Here is a 17,140-nt window from a genome sequence, read left to right on the forward strand (position 1 = left end):
GAGCGTCGGGTGACGGGGCCGGCGGGCGACTTGCCGAACACGGCAGGGGGCACATTGCGGCATCTCGTCACAGTGGCGTGCAGCCGTCAATCCGGAAAGCGATTTATTGTACAATACGCCGGTTTACGGTCTCCTGAGCGGGTGACGTGTGACATCCATTTTGTGGCATCGGCGCGGATCCTCGAGGTCTACGATTCCCGAATGGCTGTCCGCCACTGCGCAGGACGCATGTCGCGGCGGTCAATTGTTGAATTGCCGCGACGGCCCGTTGCCGAAGGCGTTCCCACCGCCAGAGCTCCGGGTCGGCCGGCCTTGCATTCGGTATTCATAACAATTCTGACAAGGTGTGCGAATGAACCGCATTGCGAAAATTCTGGCTGTCATGGCGCTCGCTGTCCCTGCGCTGACCATGACGGGAATGGCTACCGCCGCAGAACAGGCCCCTGTGAAGGCCGATCCTGCCAAAGGCGAAACGCTATATTCGCAAGGCGCTCCCGATCGCAACGTCCCCGCTTGCCTGAGCTGCCACGGCGCCGCCGGCAATAGCGGCGCGGCCGCCAATCCCAAGCTCGCCGGCCAGCAGGCCGAGTACGTGCACAAGCAGCTTGAAGACTTCAAGTCCAAGTCGCGCAACAACCCCATCATGACGCCGTACGCCTCGGTGCTGACCGACCAGGAAATGCGCGATATCGGCGCGTACCTGGCGAAGCAGCAGCTGAAGCCCGCAACGGCCAAGAACAAGGATACGATCGAAGCCGGCCAGAAGATTTACCGTGCCGGTATCGCGGCCAAGGGCGTGCCCGCCTGCGCGGCCTGCCACGGACCGACCGGCGCGGGCATTCCGGCGCAGTATCCGCGCATCGGCGGCCAGTTCGCCGAATACACGGAGGCGCAGCTGATCGCGTTCCGCCAGGGCGCCCGCAAGAACAACTCGGTGATGAGCACCGTCGCCGCGCGCATGTCGGATGCCGAGATCAAGGCCGTTGCCGACTACGTGGCCGGCGTGCGCTGACCTCCCGCCGTACCGTCATGCAGGACGCTGGTCGATGAAACCCTGCGTCCTGCCAGCAATCGAAGAGGGTGGCCTGCTTGCAAAGCAGAACCACCCTTTTTTGTTTTCCATCCCTCGCACCTGCTGATTTGCCTCGGCGTTACCCGTCATGTCGACCGCTTCCACTTCGGGCCTGCACCTGAAGACCTCCCACCGCGTGCTGCGCGACACCGTCGAGCTGCTGTCCTCGATGCGATTTGCGATCACGCTGCTGACGGTGATCGCCATTGCGAGCGTGATCGGTACCGTGCTCAAGCAGAACGAGCCCTACCCGAACTACGTGAACCAGTTCGGGCCGTTCTGGGCGGATCTGTTCCATGCGCTGTCGCTGCAGAAGGTGTACAGCTCGTGGTGGTTCCTGCTTATCCTCGCGTTTCTGGTGGTCTCGACGTCGTTGTGCATTGCACGAAATGGCCCGCGCATGGTGGCGGACATGCGGTCGTGGAAGGACCACGTGCGCGAGCGGAGCCTGCGCGCGTTCCACCATCGCGGCGAGTTCGAGGGCGGCATGGCGCGCGCGGACGCCGTGTCGCGTCTGGGTGCGCTGCTGCGCAACCGGGGCTATCGCATCAAGCCGGTGGAGCACGAGGGCGCCACGCTGCTGGCGGCGAAGGCGGGCGCGTTCAACAAGCTCGGCTACATCCTCGCCCATACGGCGATTGTCGTGATCTGCATCGGTGGTCTGCTGGACGGCGACATGCTGATTCGCGCGCAGATGTGGTTTGGCGGCAAGACGCCGATCAACGGCAATGCCGTGATCACCGACGTGCCGCCGCAACATCGGTTGTCGCCCAACAATCCCGGATTCCGCGGCAACGCGTTCGTGCCGGAGGGTGCGACCGTGTCCACCGCGATTCTCAATATTGCCGATGGCGCGCTGGTGCAGGATCTGCCGTTCACGCTGACGCTCAAGAAGTTCACCGTCGACTTCTACTCGACGGGCATGCCCAAGCTTTTCGCGTCGGATGTGGTCGTGACCGACCGCGTCACGGGCAAGCAGACCGCGGCGACCATCAAGGTGAACGAGCCGCTGATCGTCGATGGCATTGCAATCTACCAGTCGAGCTTCGAGGATGGCGGCTCCAAACTGAAGTTTGTGGGCTATCCGATGAGCGGCACCTCCGGTTTGACGTTCGCGCTTTCGGGCGCCGTTGGCGGCAGCGCCACGCTGACCGGTACCGGCACGGGCGCGGACGATGACAGCCTGACCGTGGAGTTCAGCGACTTCCGGCTGATGAACGTGGAGAACGTGACCGACGCGTCCGGCAAGCCAGACGCGCGCGGCGTGGCGCGCAAGTCGATGGGGGCCACGCTCGAGAAGCACCTCGGCGCCGCGGCGAACCTCGACAAGGCCAAGGAGTTCCGCAACGTCGGCCCCTCGGTGCAGTACAAGCTGCGCGACCGCAACGGCCAGGCGCGCGAGTTCAACAACTACATGGTGCCCGTGGAGCTGGATGGGCAGCTCGTCTTCCTGGCGGGCATGCGCGAGGCGCCGGACGAGCCCTTCCGCTACCTCCGTATTCCGGCCGACGACCAGCGTTCGGTGACGGACTGGATGCGCCTGCGCGCCGCGCTGCAGGATCGCGCCATGCGTGGCGAGGCCGCGCGCCGGTTTGCGGCGATCTCGATGCCCGGCGAGGGCAGGGAGACGCTGCGCGCCCAGCTGGCCGAGAGCGCGCTGCGCGCGATGGACCTGTTCGCAGGGGCGGCGCGCGCGCAGCCAGACGCGCCGCCGGGCGGCTTTACGGCGATTGCCGCGTTCCTCGAGAAAACGGTGCCGCCGGCCGAGCAGCAGAAGGCGGCCGATGTGCTGCTGCGCATTCTGAACGGCAGCATGTGGGAGTTGTGGCAGCTGTCGCGCGAGAAGGACAAGGCGCCAGCCGTGGCCAACGATGCCAGGAGCAGTGCCTTTCTGCAACAAGCGGTCAACTCGCTCTCGGACAGTTTTTTCTACGCCGCACCGGTTTTTCTGCAACTGGATGATTTCGAGCAAGTGCGTGCCAGCGTGTTCCAGATGACGCGTGCGCCGGGCAAAAACATCGTGTATCTTGGGTGCTTGCTGCTCGTACTTGGCGTTTTTGCGATGTTCTACATCCGCGAGCGCCGTGTATGGATCTGGGTCAAGGATAAGCACGAAGGTCACGGCAGCGAGGTACTGATGGCGATGTCCACACAACGCCGGACCCTCGATTTCGAGCGGGAATTCGCCGCATTGCGCGACGACGTCGGTCGCGCGGCGGGCGCCAACCCGACGGAGGGCAAGCCGGACCACGCGTGATAGACGGGTATTCGCAACATCCACGCGCCATGATGTGGACGTGCCGTTGTTGTCGTAAAAACCAGCCTCTTATCCCCGCGACTCCGCGACGGTCGAATTCGAGGCGACACGAAACCACAAGAGCAGGAATGCCATGTCTTCCAATGTGAACCCCGCCACGGCTGCCCACGCCGACGAGGCCTATCTTGAACCGTCATTCCTGCGCCGCCTGTCATGGGTGGACTGGCTGTACGCCGTGCTGCTGGTCGCCGGGGCCGGCGTTGCGCTCTCGCAATATGGCCAGTGGATGAACGTCTACGACAAGGCGATCCTGATCGGCGCGGTGCCGACGTTCGCCTTGCTCGGATGGCACTGGAAGCCCGTGCGGCCGCTGATGGCGGGCCTCGCGGTGCTGTCGATCGGCGCGATCCAGCTTTATCACGGCGACCTCGCGCGCGCCGAGCAGGCCTTCTTCCTGAAGTACTTCCTGTCGAGCCAGTCCGCGATCCTGTGGATGAGCGCGCTCGTGTTTCTTTCCACGCTGTTTTACTGGGTCGGGCTCGTCACGCGCGCGGACACGGGGTACAGCATCGGCAGCAAGCTGTGCTGGGCCGCGGTGGTGCTGGGCTTCACGGGTTTGCTCGTGCGCTGGTACGAGTCCTATCTGATCGGCACGGACGTCGGCCATATCCCGATCTCGAACCTTTACGAAGTGTTCGTGCTGTTCACGCTGATCACGTCGCTGTTCTACCTTTACTACGAGCGCCGCTATGCGACGCGCGCGCTGGGGCCGTTCGTCATGCTGGTGGTCTCGGCGGCGGTCGGTTTCCTGCTCTGGTACACCGTGAGCCGCAACGCGCAGGAGATTCAGCCGCTGGTGCCCGCGCTGCAAAGCTGGTGGATGAAGATCCATGTGCCGGCGAATTTCATCGGCTATGGCACGTTCTCGCTCGCGGCGATGGTCGCGGTGGCGTATTTGCTCAAGCAGCGCGGCATCCTCGCGGAGCGTCTGCCGTCGCTCGAACTCCTCGACGACGTCATGTACAAGGCGATCGCCGTGGGCTTCGCGTTCTTCACCATCGCGACGATCCTGGGCGCGCTGTGGGCCGCGGAAGCCTGGGGCGGCTACTGGAGCTGGGATCCGAAGGAAACCTGGGCGCTCATCGTGTGGCTCAACTATGCGGCCTGGCTGCATATGCGGCTGATGAAGGGGCTGCGGGGCACGATGGCGGCGTGGTGGTCGCTGGTGGGACTGCTGGTTACCACGTTCGCGTTTTTGGGCGTGAACATGTTCCTCTCCGGGCTCCACAGTTACGGTGAGCTTTGATCACGTTCGCCGCCTCGGTCGGTATTCTTTAATATGACGAACCCGTCGCATTTTGCGACGGGTTTTTTGTTGGCGGCGAAAAAAAGTGGCACCTTGCGGGAATAAAGGCGTCACATCCAGTGTTTACTGAGAGAAGCGGGCGCCGGCGGTCGGCGTCCAACAACGAGAAGGAGAACTCACCATGGCATTGAACTCGCTGTTCCGCCCGGCTGGCATTGCGCTGGCATCTGCTTCGATCCTGCTCGGCGCCTGTGCGGGCATGGGCGGCTCGACCGGTAGCCTGCCCCCCACCGTCAAGGTGACGGATGGCGTGCTGACCGATCCGCAGGGGCTGACGCTGTACACGTTCGACCGCGATACCGCCAATAGCGGCAAGAGTGTATGCAACGCGACCTGCGCGACCAACTGGCCGCCGCTGCTGGCCAGCCCCGGCACGAGCGCGAGCGGCAGCTACACCATCATCACGCGCGACGACGGTACGCGTCAGTGGGCCTACAAGGGCAGCCCGCTGTACCGTTTTGCCAAGGATGCCAAGCCCGGCGACAAGACCGGCGACAACCTGAACAACGTCTGGCACGTTGCCAAGCCCTGATCCGTCCCACTGATGCCGTGCATGGTCCGTTGTCCGGACCAGGCACGGCCGCGTCTGCTTCGCACCCCGATCGGCATGCTCGTCCACGGCGGCTACGGCGATACAGTGGAATACAAAATTGTTGTCAGGATTGCCCGCACCAACCGACGAAGCGGAAAGTCCAACGCTGCAATGGGTACGCTACGGCATGCCCGTCATGGCCGAACCGAGGTGTTTCTGAAATGCTGATTCCTTCCCCCAAATGGCTTCGTGGCGACGATATCGCCGCGTCGGAAATCACGCCGCGCGAAGTGTTCGAATCGCGGCGCCGGTTGTTGATGATGGCCGCGGCAGGGGCTGCCGGCGCCACGATGTCGCCGTGGCTCATGCGACAGGCGCACGCGGCCCAGGCACACGGTGCCAAGCTCGCCGCCAAGCCGAACACGGCCTACGCGATCACCGAGAAGGTGACGCCGTACGAGGACGCCACCACGTACAACAACTTCTACGAGTTCGGGACCGACAAGTCGGACCCCGCGCGTTATGCGGGCACGTTACGTCCGCGGCCCTGGCAGGTGTCGGTCGAAGGGCTCGTGAAGCAGCCCAAGGTGTACGACATCGACGAGCTGCTCAAGCTCGCGCCGCTCGAGGAGCGCGTCTATCGCATGCGCTGCGTGGAGGGCTGGTCGATGGTGATTCCATGGGTGGGCTATTCGCTGTCGGAGTTGATCCGCCGCGTGGAGCCGCAGCCCGGGGCCAAGTTCGTGCAGTTCATCACGCTCGCCGACAAGAAGCAGATGCCGGGTATCGGCAGTTCGGTGCTGGAGTGGCCGTATAGTGAAGGCCTGCGCATGGACGAAGCCATGCATCCGCTTGCGCTGCTGACATTCGGCCTCTACGGCGAGGTGCTGCCGAACCAGAATGGCGCGCCGGTGCGCATGGTGTTGCCCTGGAAGTATGGATTCAAGAGCGCGAAGTCGATCGTGAAGATCCGCTTCGTGGACAAGCAGCCGCCGACCAGTTGGAACCTGGCCGCGCCGAGCGAATACGGCTTCTACTCGAACGTGAACCCCGACGTCGACCACCCGCGCTGGAGTCAGGCGACCGAGCGGCGGATCGGCGAGGACAAGGGATCGGGCGGGTTTGCCGCGTTGTTCGCGCCCAAGCGCAAGACACTGCCGTTCAATGGCTACGGCCAGCAGGTGGCATCGCTGTACGCGGGCATGGACCTCAAGAAGTTCTTTTGATGGCGCGGGAGCGGAACGTGATCGCAAACAATGCCGGCGCGGCGGGCGGCACCACATCCGCCGGCGCGTTATCGATGCTGTCGCCGGCGCGTTTGCGTGCGGTGAAGACCGTGGTGTGGGTGCTGGCGCTGCTGCCGTTTGCGCGGCTGCTGTATCTCGGGGCAACGGCGCAGTTCGGCGCGAATCCGCTCGAATTCGTGACCCGCTCGACGGGGACGTGGACGCTGGTGCTGTTGTGCGCGACGCTGGCGGTGACGCCGGTACGGCGGCTGACGGGATGGAACTGGCTGATTCGCCTGCGCCGGCCGCTGGGACTCTTCACGTTCTTCTACGGCGCGCAGCACTTCCTGCTGTGGCTGGCTGTCGACCGCGGCTTCGATGTGGCGTACATGATCGAGGACGTCGCCAAGCGGCCGTTCATCACGGTGGGGTTTGCGGCGTTCCTGCTGATGATTCCACTCGCGCTCACGTCCACACACGGGATGGTGAAGCGACTGGGTGGCAAGCGCTGGCAGATCCTGCACAAGGCGATCTATGCGGTCGCGGTGCTCGCCATCCTGCATTACTGGTGGCACAAGGCCGGCAAGAACGACTTCAATGAAGTGTCGATCTACGCGGCCGTCGTGTTCGTGCTGCTCGGCTTGCGCGCGTGGTGGGCGGCGCGCAAGCGCGTGGCCGTCAGGCCTTGAGCAGGTGCTCGCCGCGGAACAGGTCTTCCGGCCGTTCGCGGTCGCGCACCAGATGCACGCTATCGCCATCCACCAGCACTTCGGCCGCGCGGCCACGGGTGTTGTAGTTCGAACTCATCACGAAGCCATAGGCACCTGCTGACATCACGGCGAGCAGGTCGCCAGGCTGCACCGCCAGCGCGCGGTCGCGACCCAGCCAGTCTCCCGATTCGCAAACCGGACCGACGATGTCGTACGTCACGGCGCTATCCGCGCGCGGCGTCACGGCCTCGATGCGGTGGTAGGCCTCGTACATCGCCGGACGTGCGAGGTCGTTCATCGCGGCATCAACGATGCAGAAGTTCTTGCTCTCGCCGGGCTTCAGGAACTCGACAGTGGTCAGCAGCGCGCCCGCGTTGCCCACGAGCGAGCGGCCCGGCTCGAACAGCACTTCGCGATGACCATGGCCGCGCTCGGCCACGCGCTCGAGCAGGGTGGTCGCGAAGCCGGTAATGTCCGGCGGGGTTTCGTCGTCGTACGTGATGCCGAGACCGCCGCCCACGTCGATGTGCTCGAGGTCGATGCCTTCGCGCGCAAGCGCTTCCACGACGTCCAGCACCTTGTCGAGCGCCTCGAGGTAAGGGGCGACTTCCGTGATCTGCGAACCGATATGGCAGTCGATGCCCGTCACTTCGAGGTGCGGCAGTGCGGCGGCGGCACGATACGTCTGCATGACGTCGTCGAAGGCCACGCCGAACTTGTTGCCCTTGAGGCCCGTGGAGATGTACGGGTGCGTCTTGGCGTCGACGTCCGGGTTGATGCGCAGCGACACGCGCGCGCGCTTGCCCACGCGGCCGGCGACGGCGTTCAGGCGGTCCAGTTCAGGAATGGATTCGACGTTGAAGCCGCGCACGTCGTGCGACAGGGCGAGCTCCATCTCCGCTTCGGTCTTGCCGACGCCAGAGAAGACGACCTTGCGCGGATCGCCGCCGGCGGCCAGCACGCGCAGCAATTCACCCCCCGACACGATGTCGAATCCCGCGCCGAGCTTCGCGAATACCTGGAGCACCGCGAGGTTCGAGTTGGCCTTCATCGCGTATTGCACATGCGCGCGGCGGCCTTTGCAGGCGGCGGCGTAGGCCTGGTAGGCGGTCGTCAGCGCGGCGCGCGAGTAGACGTAGGTCGGCGTGCCAAATTCGGCGGCGATGCGGGCGAGCGGGACTTGCTCGACGGCGAGCGCGCCGTTCTGGCGATGGAAAAATGCGGTCATGTTCAACGTGCGGTGGGGGCGGACGCCGGGAGGGTGGGCGTGCCGGAGGACGATGCACCGGTGGGCGCGGTCTCGGACCTGTCGGCCGGCATCGGGGGCATCGGTGTATTCGGGTTTCCGAGGCCGGTGTCGGGGACGGTCGGCGCGGTCGGCGCGGACGGCACCCTGGGCATGTACAGCGGCCCGCGAATGCCGCAGCCGGCGAGGGTCATCGCGAGGCCGGCCGCAAACGCCGATACAATCGCACGGCGCGGCATCGGAATCTGGCGCAGCATCGGAATGTCCTTCATGGTCTGGAATGGCTCTGGCTTTGCGGGCGGATGGCCGGCGATGCGGGCAGCATTCCGATCGTCACACCCTGAAATCAACAGCGCCGGGCGCATGCGTCCGGCGGCCTTGGAGTTTAGCATGCCCCCCCTGAGTGAAACCGAGTTCCTGACGCTGGCCACGGCCGAGCTGGACCGCCTCGAGGCAGCGATCGAAGCCGCCGCGGATGCGGCCGATGCGGATGTCGAAATCAACCGTACCGGTAACGTGATGGAGCTGGAGTTCGAGGATGGCTCCAAGATCATCGTCAACAGCCAGGCGCCGATGCAGGAGCTGTGGGTGGCCGCGCGGGCCGGTGGCTTTCACTTCCGCCATGATGGGGCGAAGTGGATGGATACGCGTGGGGGCGGGGAGTTGTATGCGGCGCTGTCCGGGTATATGAGCCAGCAGGCCGGGGCGGAAATCGAACTGAAGTAAGGAAGAACGGAAGGAAGAACGGAAGGAAGAACGGAAGGAAGAACGGGCCCCTCCTCGAGCGAGAAGGGGCCTGAAGCAGGCCGGTCAGGCGCCGCCGAACATTTCCAGAATCTTGCGTTTTTCCGATTCGGGTTCCGGCGACGGGGCGTGCTGGCCGCTGTCATCCGGCTTGCCTGGCCACGGGTCGCCGAGGCCCACCGATGCCACGCCGGCGCCGCCGGCATTCTCTTCGAATGTCCAGTCGCCCGCGACCATGACCACGCCTTCTGGCGGTTGGCGGTCCGGGGATTCCGGGACGCCCTTGAGCACCTTGCTCATGTAGCTCGTCCAGATCGGCAGGGCCAGGCCGCCGCCGGTCTCCCGGGCGCCAAGGCTCTTCGGCTGGTCATAACCCATCCAGGCAATCCCCACCAGCTTCGGCGTATAGCCCGCGAACCATGCGTCGACCGAATCGTTCGTCGTACCGGTCTTGCCGGCCAGGTCGTTGCGGCCCAGACGCTGCTTGGCCGGGTTTGCCGTACCCGAGCGCACGACTTCACGCAGCATGCTGTCCGCGATGAATGCCGTCCGCGCATCGAGCACGCGCACGGCGTCCTGGCCCGCGCGTTGCGGCTGCGTTTCCGACAGCACCTTGCCGCGCGAGTCCACCACACGCTGGATCAGGTACGGATTCACGCGGTAGCCGCCGTTGGCGAACACCGAGTAGGCGCCCGCCATCTGCAGCGGCGTGACGTTGCCCGCGCCGAGCGCCATCGGCAGGTAGGCCGGGTGCTTGTCGGCTTCGAAGCCGAAGCGCGTGATGTAGTCCTGCGCGTACTGCGTGCCGATCGCGCGGAGAATGCGCACCGAGACCAGGTTCTTGGACTTGGCCAGCGCGCGGCGCATCGTCATCGGGCCCTCGAACTTGCCGTCATAGTTCTTCGGCTCCCACACCTGGCCACCGGTGTCGGGACCGATCGTGAGCGGCGCGTCGTTGATGACGGTCGCCGGCGAGAAGCCCTTCTCGAGCGCGGCCGAGTAGATGAACGGCTTGAAGCTCGAACCCGGCTGACGCCATGCCTGCGTGACGTGGTTGAACTTGTTCCGGTTGAAGTCGAACCCGCCGACCATCGCGCGGATCTGCCCGTCCTCGGGACTCATCGACACGAACGCGGCCGAGACTTCCGGCAACTGCGTGACCGACCACGACTTGTCCTTCTCGTCCTGCGTGACGCGGATGATCGCGCCCGGCCGGATGCGTACCTTCGGCTGCGCGTTGTTGGCGAGGGACGGCGCGATGAAGCGCAGCGCCTGACCTTCGATCGCGGCCACTTCCCCCGACAGCAGCGTGGCTTCCACGCGCTTGGCCGAGACACTCGTGACCACCGCGGAACGCATGTCGTCGCTCCCCGGATGCTCGACCAGCGCATCGTCGATCGCCTGCTCGCGCTCGGCCGCGCCGGAAGGCAGATCGATGAACGCCTCCGGACCGCGATATCCGTGGCGGCGCTCATAGGCCATGATGTTCGCGCGCACGGCGTCGTACGCGGCGTCCTGATCCGGCTTGGCGAGCGTGGTGTAGACCGTGAGGCCGCGCGTGTACGTTTCCTCGCGATACTGCGCGTACATCAGCTGGCGCACGATTTCGGCGACGTACTCGGCGTGCGTCGAGAACTCGTTGCCCTCGTTCCGGACCTTGAGGTCTTCGCGCACGGCCGTGTCGTATTGCTCGGGCGTGATGTAGCCCAGGTCGCGCATGCGCTGGAGGATGTATTCCTGGCGGACCTTCGCGCGGCGCGGATTGACCACGGGATTGTAGGCCGACGGCGCCTTGGGCAGGCCGGCCAGCATCGCGGCCTCCGCCGGCGTGACGTCCCTGATCGACTTGCCGAAGTACACGCGCGCGGCGCTCGCGAAACCGTAGGCGCGCTGACCCAGATAGATCTGGTTCATGTAGACCTCGAGAATCTGATCCTTCGTCAGGTTGGCCTCGATCTTGTACGCGAGCAGCATCTCGTAGATCTTGCGCGTGTACGTCTTCTCGCTGGAGAGGAAGAAGTTGCGCGCGACCTGCATCGTGATGGTCGACGCGCCCTGCGACAGGCCGCCCCGCAGGTTGGCCAGGCCGGCCCGCAGCACGCCCACGAAGTCCACGCCGCCATGTTCGTAGAAGCGGTCGTCCTCGATTGCGAGCACGGCCTTCTTCATCACGTCGGGAATCTCCCCGATGGGCACGAAGTTGCGGCGCTCCTCGCCGAACTCGCCGATCAGCACGTTATCCGACGTGTAGATGCGAAGCGGGATCTTGGGGCGGTAATCGGTGATCGTGTCGAGCGACGGCAGGTTCGGCTCGGCGACCAGCAGCGCATAGCCGACCAGTAGCGCGACCGTGACGATTCCCGCGACGAACAGTCCGACCAACCAGAACATCGCGCGCACCCAGAGGGGGCGGCGAACGGGAAGGGACGGCTTCTGTTGTGCTGTGGCCATGGAGGGTCTACGTGATCTGAGTGCCCGGATTATATCGTTGCGAATGGGCGCAATCCGCCGCGCGGTGCGGCAAAAGGCGCTATCCCGCTGTTACAAGATGTAATGGCGCTCAGATCTGCATGTAACGCGATTGATGTCTAACCAGACAACCATGCATGGCATCACCGTGACGGCGGGGAAGGGCACGCGAGCGTCGGTTTTTGGCAACGCTTTGGTGGGCGCGGTCACAAAAAGAAAGCGTGTTGAAACGGCCACATTGCCACCGTCCCGGCTTTTTGTGAGAATCCGCAACATAAAGAGAAACGTTTCATCCAAGAAACAGAATCGCACTATTAGAGCAGTCATGCCGGGTGCGAGTTCAATGTCAGGGGGTCACCTTGCGACGGGGCATCTTGTCGGGTCTTCTGCGCCGGACTACGGTCGGCGTGGATATTGGGTCGTCCAGCGTCAAGGTCGTCGAGCTGTCCGTTGGTGCGGGCAGGAGCGATTACCGGCTGGAGAAATGCGCCAGCGAACTGCTGGATCGCAATGCCGTTGCCGATGGCAACGTCATCAACATCGAGGCCGTTGGCATCGCGCTCAAGCGCGCGCTCGGCAAGGCCGGCATCCGTACCAAGGACGTGGTCCTCGGCGTGCCGTCCATGCTGACCGAATCCCAGACGGTCAGTCTGCCGGACAACCTGTCCGAAGACGAACTCTATTCGCAGGTCGAATCGGAGGCGCATCGCCTTTATCCGCCATCGCAGGCGGTCAATTTCGACTTCGCGGTCATCGGTCCGAACGAGACCGAAGGTGGCATCGGCGTCCGCGTGACGGCGGCCAACAGCGACCGCGTGCAGGAGCGTGTGACGGCTGCCGAGATGGCGGGCCTGAAGCCGCAGGTCATGGACGTCGAGGAGTACGCCGTCCAGCGCTCGATCGTGCAGATGCTCGGCGTGTCCGAGTCGCTGACGGAGGCCGACGCGAAGGACCTGCCCGTCATTGCCGTGGTGCACCTCGGCGGCAGCCGCTCCAAAGCGATTTTCTATCAGGGTTGGAAAGAGCTGTACGAGCAGCCGCTCAACAGCTATGGCGATCAGCTGACGCAGAGCGCGGCACGCATGTTCACGCTCGACGCGCTGAAGGCGGAGATCAAGAAGCGCAAGAACACGCTGCCGGAAGCCTGGCGCGCCCAGTTGCTCAAGCCCTCGCTCGAGGCGCTGGCAATGGAGGTGCAGGGTGCGATCGGCAACTTCATCGCGAGTTCGAGCCTGGGCCGGGTCGACGAGATCCTGCTGTCGGGCGGCCATGCGTCGCTGTTCGGCGTGCAGGCCGCCATCCAGCAGCAGACGCAGATCACGACCACGCTGGCCAATCCTTTCGCCAACATGACGACCGCGGGCAAGGTCAACGAGCGCTATCTCCAGCGCGACCTGCCCGCCTACATCGTCAGCGCGGGACTGGCATTGCGCGGGCTGCAATAACCCAACCGGGGGCGAAGCATGTCCACCAATACGATCCCGTCGGTCAACCTGCTGCCGTATCACGAAGCGCGCAAGGCGGCCCGACGCAAGAAGGTCTACACGATGTTGGGCGGCGCGGCCGGTGCCGGCGCGCTCATCGTGCTGATCGGCGGCATGTACATCGACGGCCGCATCGATGATGAGATGGCGCTCAACGAGCAGCTGAAGTCGGCCAACGCGGCGATGGATGTCAAGATCAGCGAGGTCAACACGCTGAAGAAAGACATCGAGTCGCTGCTCGACCGCCAGCGCGCGATCGAGAGCCTGCAGGCCGAACGCAACCTGCCCGTGCAGTTGCTCGAGGAACTCGTCCGCCAGGTGCCGGAAGGCGTCTATCTGTCGACGCTGAAGCAGACCGGCGACAACTTCGTCATGACGGGCATTGCCCAGTCGAACGAGCGCATCTCCGAACTGCTCCGCAACCTGAGCCTGGTCGGCTGGCTCGATCGCGCCGAACTCGGCGAGTCGAAGGCCGTCACCATGACGAACAACCTGCGCGAGCAACGCCGCCTGTTCGACTTCTCCATGCGCTTCTCTTACCGCGCGCCCGAAGTGCCCGCGGACAAGAAGAAGGGTGCCGCCGCGGGGCCTGGCAACGACGCCAATGGCGCGAACGGCATCAAGGGCGGAAAGGTCTGACCATGGCGTTCAATCCGAATCTGAATCTCTCGCTGACGGACCTTACGACGCAGTTTCGTGGCCTGAACCTCAACGAGCCCGAGACGTGGCCGGCCGCGCCGCGCATCGTGTTCTCGATACTTTCGGCGGCACTGGTGCTCGCGCTCGGCTGGCAGTTCTACTGGAGCGACAAGTCCGACGAGCTCGAGCGCAAGCAGGCGGAGCAGCAGCAACTGCGGCAGGCCTACAAGAGCAAGGTGGCGCAGGTGGCCAACCTCGCCGCGCTGCGTGAGCAGAAGGTCGAGGTGGAGAAGCGCGTGGCGCTCGCCGAACGTCAGCTGCCGAACAAGACCGAGATGGACGCGCTGCTCGCCGACGTGAACCATGCCGGCGTGGCGCGCGGGCTGCAGTTCGAACTGTTCAAGCCGCAGCCCGCCACCGTCAAGCCGTACTACGCCGAGATTCCGGTCAACCTCAAGGTCACGGGCCGCTATCACGACATCGCGCAGTTCAACGCGGACGTGGCCGCGTTGTCGCGGATCGTGTCGATGCGCGGGCTCAACCTGTCGATGGGGAAGGATGGCGTGCTCTCGATGGAGGCGATCGCGATGGCTTACCGCGCGCTCGACGCCGACGAGCAGGCAGCGCAGCGCCGCGCCGCCGCGGATGCCGCGGCCAAGAACAAGAACGGCGGCAAGGCCGGAGGTGCCAAATGATCGCGACGATCGATCGACGTGGCCTCCTGCTGGCCGTGCTGGCCGTGACGACCGTCACGCTGGGAGGCTGCGGGGGCAGCCAGGAAGAGGAGTTGCAGCAGTGGATGGCAGCGACGCGCGCCGCGCGTGTGCCGCCGCCCGAGCCGCTGCCCGACGTGACGCCGTACGTGCCGCGCGAGTACGGCGGCCGCAGCGCGCCGGAGCCCTTCGCGCAGACGAAGATCGGCGAGCTGAACAAGACGATGTCCGAGTCGCCGGAGGCCGGCCGGCGACGCGAGCCGCTTGAAGACTATCCGCTGGAGAACTTCAAGATGCTTGGCATGATGAAGAAGCACGGCGAGACCTACGGCGTGGTACGCGTAGATAACAAGATCCATCACATCAAGGTGGGTCAGTATCTCGGCCAGAACTATGGCCGGGTGGTCCGCATCAGCGATCAGGAGATCGTGTTGCGCGAATTGGTTCGGGAAGGGGTCACAGATTGGAAAGAGAAAATGACCAGCCTGAAGCTGGAGGGGTCCGCATGAACACGGCACGTTGGTACCGCGCGCTTGCTGGCGCCGCGGCGATGGCGCTCGTGCTGGCCACCCCGGCTGCATGGGCTCAGACAAACCAGGTCAAGCAGGTGGACGCCAACGTGATTGGCGAACAGACCGTATTCACGGTGGACCTGCAAACGGCGCCGCGCGAAAAGCCCGCGGACTTTACGACGCAGAATCCGGCGCGCATCGCCATCGACCTGATGGACACCGGCTTCGCGCCGGGACGCGCGCAGTACGACTATGCGGGCAAGGTGCTCAAGGGCGCCAACGTGATGCAGATCGGGAACCGTACCCGCGTGGTGCTGGACCTCGTGCGCACGGCGCCGTACCGCACCGAGATCCGCGGCAACCAGTTCGTGGTGCTGATCGAGAACGCGTCGCAGTCGATCAAGCCGGCGGCACCGACGTTCGCGCCGAGCGCCACCGCTGCCGCCGCCGCGGCGGCATCGCGGCCGAGCGTGCGTAACATCGATTTCCGCCGCGGCACCGACAACGCCGGCCGCGTGGTGGTCGACCTGTCGTCGCGCGATTCGGGCATAAACATCGCGCAGCAGGGCCAGAACCTCGTGGTCGATTTTCTCGGCACGTCGTTGCCCGCGGATCTGCGCCGCCGCTTTGACGTGAGCGACTTCGGCTCGCCCGTGCAGGCGATGCGCGCGACGGACACGACCGGTAACGCGCGCCTGACCATCGAGCCGCGCGGCAACTGGGAATACAGCTCGTACCAGACCGACACGCAATTCGTGGTCGAGGTGCGCCCGGTCAAGGATGATCCGAACAAGCTGATCTCGGGACAGGGCTTCCGTGGCGAGCGCATGTCGCTGAACTTCCAGAACATCGACATCCGTTCGCTGCTGCAGGTTTTCGCGGACTTCACGGGCCTCAACATCATCACGAGCGAATCCGTGCAGGGCAACCTGACGCTCCGCCTGAAGGATGTGCCGTGGGATCAGGCGCTGCAGATCGTGCTCGATGCCAAGGGTTTGGCGTCGCGCCGCAGCGGCAACGTGCTGTGGGTCGCGCCGAAGAACGAACTCGCCGAGAAGGAAAAGGCCGAGCTCGAGGCGCGCGCGCAGATCGTGGAACTCGAGCCGATCCGCAGCCAGGTGTTCCAGCTGAACTATCAGCGCGCAGACGACGTGCGCCGTATGCTGCTTGGTATCGCGCCGACGGGCGGCGCCGGCGGCGCGGCGCCCGCGGTGGGCGGCGTCGGTGGCGGGACGGCCAACCGTATCCTGTCCAAGCGCGGCTCGCTGACCGCGGATCCGCGTACGAACCAGCTGTTCGTGTCGGACATCGGCAGCAAGCTCGAGGAAGTGCAGGCGTTCCTGCAGAAGATCGACATTCCGGTGCGCCAGGTCATCATCGAGGCGCGGATCGTCGAAGCTTCCGACACGTTCAGCCGCAACCTCGGCGTGAAGCTCGGGTTTGCCTCGCAGCGCAGTGGCGCTGGGTACGGCAACTCGTACACGAACGTGGTCAGCCCGGTGACGCAGGACGCGACGTGGGATAACGGTCCGGCGGTGAGCCTGCCGGCCGCGGCGATCAACACGATCAATCCGGCCTCGGTCGCGGTGAGCCTGTTCAATGCGGGCGCGGGCCGGTTCCTGGCGCTGGAGCTGTCGGCGCTGGAAGCGGACGGCAAGGGCAAGATCATCTCCAGCCCGCGCGTGGTCACGGCCAACAACGTGAAGGCGCTGATCGAGCAGGGTACCGAGTTCCCGTACCAGCAATCGACGTCGAGCGGCGCGACCGCGGTCAGCTTCAAGAAAGCCAACCTGAAGCTCGAGGTGACGCCGCAGATCACGCCGGAAGGCAACGTGATGCTGGAAGTGGACGTGAACAAGGACAGCCCCGGAATTCAGACGCCGGTCGGCTTCGCCATCGACACCAAGCACGTGCAGACGCAGGTGCTGGTGGAGAACGGCGGCACGGTCGTGATCGGGGGCATCTATCAGCAGACGCTGAAGAACAACTCGAACAAGGTGCCGCTGCTCGGCGACATTCCCGTGCTCGGCTACCTGTTCCGCGACAATTCGAAGCAGGACGATCGTACGGAGCTGCTGGTATTCCTGACCCCGCGTATTCTCAACGACAATGTGTCGCTGAAATGAGGCCGCGGGTGCGCCGCACCCGTTGGATGCAGTAGACTGGCAGG

General features: G+C 64.8%; 15 protein-coding genes. 12 read left to right on the top strand and 3 right to left on the bottom strand.

The window, feature by feature from the left end; genetic code table 11:
- Window positions 1-352: 352 nt before the first annotated feature.
- The 6 genes from KHP16_RS27145 to msrQ all read left to right on the top strand — a co-directional run bounded on the left by KHP16_RS27145 (window position 353) and on the right by msrQ (window position 7,142).
- Window positions 353-1,012 carry a c-type cytochrome gene (locus KHP16_RS27145; RefSeq protein ID WP_109585102.1) on the top strand — a complete coding sequence of 220 codons (660 nt, stop codon included), beginning with the start codon at window positions 353-355 and terminating at the stop codon, window positions 1,010-1,012.
- A gap of 148 nt (window positions 1,013-1,160) precedes the next feature.
- Entirely contained in the window at window positions 1,161-3,329 is a 2,169-nt protein-coding gene (locus KHP16_RS27150; RefSeq protein WP_211961544.1) for a cytochrome c biogenesis protein ResB, read from the top strand.
- Between the two features lie 133 nt (window positions 3,330-3,462).
- The gene (gene ccsB / locus KHP16_RS27155; RefSeq protein ID WP_121492953.1) at window positions 3,463-4,635 is read left to right on the top strand and encodes a c-type cytochrome biogenesis protein CcsB; all 1,173 of its coding nucleotides are present in this window, start codon (window positions 3,463-3,465) and stop codon (window positions 4,633-4,635) included.
- 181 nt (window positions 4,636-4,816) lie between these two features.
- Window positions 4,817-5,227: a COG4315 family predicted lipoprotein gene (locus KHP16_RS27160; RefSeq protein WP_109585105.1), complete on the top strand. Its 411-nt coding sequence runs from the start codon at window positions 4,817-4,819 to the stop codon at window positions 5,225-5,227.
- Window positions 5,228-5,448: 221 nt separating this feature from the next.
- Window positions 5,449-6,453: a protein-methionine-sulfoxide reductase catalytic subunit MsrP gene (msrP, locus tag KHP16_RS27165; protein ID WP_109585106.1), complete on the top strand. Its 1,005-nt coding sequence runs from the start codon at window positions 5,449-5,451 to the stop codon at window positions 6,451-6,453.
- Entirely contained in the window at window positions 6,453-7,142 is a 690-nt protein-coding gene (gene msrQ, locus KHP16_RS27170) for a protein-methionine-sulfoxide reductase heme-binding subunit MsrQ (protein ID WP_211961546.1), read from the top strand. Before msrP ends, msrQ begins: the two co-directional genes overlap by 1 nt.
- On the opposite strand, the gene lysA is transcribed toward msrQ, so the two are convergent.
- Together lysA and lptM are read right to left on the bottom strand one after the other, a co-directional pair.
- Window positions 7,132-8,391: a diaminopimelate decarboxylase gene (lysA, locus tag KHP16_RS27175; RefSeq protein WP_121492950.1), complete on the bottom strand. Its 1,260-nt coding sequence runs from the start codon at window positions 8,389-8,391 to the stop codon at window positions 7,132-7,134. The genes msrQ and lysA overlap by 11 nt on opposite strands.
- 2 nt (window positions 8,392-8,393) lie before the next feature.
- Window positions 8,394-8,681: an LPS translocon maturation chaperone LptM gene (gene lptM, locus KHP16_RS28725; RefSeq protein WP_283445853.1), complete on the bottom strand. Its 288-nt coding sequence runs from the start codon at window positions 8,679-8,681 to the stop codon at window positions 8,394-8,396.
- A gap of 118 nt (window positions 8,682-8,799) precedes the next feature.
- On the opposite strand from lptM, the gene cyaY reads away from it, so the two are divergent.
- Window positions 8,800-9,135: an iron donor protein CyaY gene (cyaY, locus tag KHP16_RS27185; protein WP_109585109.1), complete on the top strand. Its 336-nt coding sequence runs from the start codon at window positions 8,800-8,802 to the stop codon at window positions 9,133-9,135.
- A gap of 84 nt (window positions 9,136-9,219) precedes the next feature.
- Here cyaY and KHP16_RS27190 read toward each other — a convergent pair whose 3' ends face one another.
- The gene (locus KHP16_RS27190) at window positions 9,220-11,604 is read right to left on the bottom strand and encodes a penicillin-binding protein 1A (protein ID WP_109585110.1); all 2,385 of its coding nucleotides are present in this window, start codon (window positions 11,602-11,604) and stop codon (window positions 9,220-9,222) included.
- 392 nt (window positions 11,605-11,996) lie between these two features.
- Here KHP16_RS27190 and pilM point away from each other — a divergent pair, with 392 nt between their 5' ends.
- From pilM to pilQ, 5 genes are read left to right on the top strand one after another with little or no spacing between them, the layout of a single operon-like run.
- The gene (gene pilM, locus KHP16_RS27195; RefSeq protein WP_179594853.1) at window positions 11,997-13,067 is read left to right on the top strand and encodes a type IV pilus assembly protein PilM; all 1,071 of its coding nucleotides are present in this window, start codon (window positions 11,997-11,999) and stop codon (window positions 13,065-13,067) included.
- Between the two features lie 18 nt (window positions 13,068-13,085).
- Complete coding sequence (locus KHP16_RS27200) at window positions 13,086-13,745, top strand: PilN domain-containing protein (protein WP_109585112.1); 660 nt, start codon at window positions 13,086-13,088, stop codon at window positions 13,743-13,745.
- Window positions 13,746-13,747: 2 nt separating this feature from the next.
- Window positions 13,748-14,440, top strand: a complete 693-nt coding sequence (locus KHP16_RS27205; protein WP_109585113.1) for a type IV pilus inner membrane component PilO — start codon at window positions 13,748-13,750, stop codon at window positions 14,438-14,440.
- Window positions 14,437-14,967, top strand: coding sequence for a pilus assembly protein PilP (locus KHP16_RS27210; RefSeq protein WP_109585114.1), 531 nt, complete (start codon window positions 14,437-14,439; stop codon window positions 14,965-14,967). Before KHP16_RS27205 ends, KHP16_RS27210 begins: the two co-directional genes overlap by 4 nt.
- Window positions 14,964-17,096: a type IV pilus secretin PilQ gene (gene pilQ / locus KHP16_RS27215; RefSeq protein WP_109585115.1), complete on the top strand. Its 2,133-nt coding sequence runs from the start codon at window positions 14,964-14,966 to the stop codon at window positions 17,094-17,096. Before KHP16_RS27210 ends, pilQ begins: the two co-directional genes overlap by 4 nt.
- Window positions 17,097-17,140: the final 44 nt, after the last annotated feature.

Source organism: Cupriavidus plantarum, from assembly GCF_905397285.1.
GTDB classification, from domain to species: Bacteria; Pseudomonadota; Gammaproteobacteria; order Burkholderiales; family Burkholderiaceae; genus Cupriavidus; species Cupriavidus plantarum.

What these genes read in the sequence shown, in the direction of transcription:
- KHP16_RS27145 (WP_109585102.1), top strand. Translation starts at nt 353, where the DNA reads ATGAACCGCATTGCGAAAATTCTGGCTGTCATGGCGCTCGCTGTCCCT.
- KHP16_RS27150 (WP_211961544.1), top strand. Translation starts at nt 1,161, where the DNA reads ATGTCGACCGCTTCCACTTCGGGCCTGCACCTGAAGACCTCCCACCGC.
- ccsB (WP_121492953.1), top strand. Translation starts at nt 3,463, where the DNA reads ATGTCTTCCAATGTGAACCCCGCCACGGCTGCCCACGCCGACGAGGCC.
- KHP16_RS27160 (WP_109585105.1), top strand. Translation starts at nt 4,817, where the DNA reads ATGGCATTGAACTCGCTGTTCCGCCCGGCTGGCATTGCGCTGGCATCT.
- msrP (WP_109585106.1), top strand. Translation starts at nt 5,449, where the DNA reads ATGCTGATTCCTTCCCCCAAATGGCTTCGTGGCGACGATATCGCCGCG.
- msrQ (WP_211961546.1), top strand. Translation starts at nt 6,453, where the DNA reads ATGGCGCGGGAGCGGAACGTGATCGCAAACAATGCCGGCGCGGCGGGC.
- lysA (WP_121492950.1), bottom strand. Translation starts at nt 8,391, where the DNA reads ATGACCGCATTTTTCCATCGCCAGAACGGCGCGCTCGCCGTCGAGCAA.
- lptM (WP_283445853.1), bottom strand. Translation starts at nt 8,681, where the DNA reads ATGAAGGACATTCCGATGCTGCGCCAGATTCCGATGCCGCGCCGTGCG.
- cyaY (WP_109585109.1), top strand. Translation starts at nt 8,800, where the DNA reads ATGCCCCCCCTGAGTGAAACCGAGTTCCTGACGCTGGCCACGGCCGAG.
- KHP16_RS27190 (WP_109585110.1), bottom strand. Translation starts at nt 11,604, where the DNA reads ATGGCCACAGCACAACAGAAGCCGTCCCTTCCCGTTCGCCGCCCCCTC.
- KHP16_RS27200 (WP_109585112.1), top strand. Translation starts at nt 13,086, where the DNA reads ATGTCCACCAATACGATCCCGTCGGTCAACCTGCTGCCGTATCACGAA.
- KHP16_RS27205 (WP_109585113.1), top strand. Translation starts at nt 13,748, where the DNA reads ATGGCGTTCAATCCGAATCTGAATCTCTCGCTGACGGACCTTACGACG.
- KHP16_RS27210 (WP_109585114.1), top strand. Translation starts at nt 14,437, where the DNA reads ATGATCGCGACGATCGATCGACGTGGCCTCCTGCTGGCCGTGCTGGCC.
- pilQ (WP_109585115.1), top strand. Translation starts at nt 14,964, where the DNA reads ATGAACACGGCACGTTGGTACCGCGCGCTTGCTGGCGCCGCGGCGATG.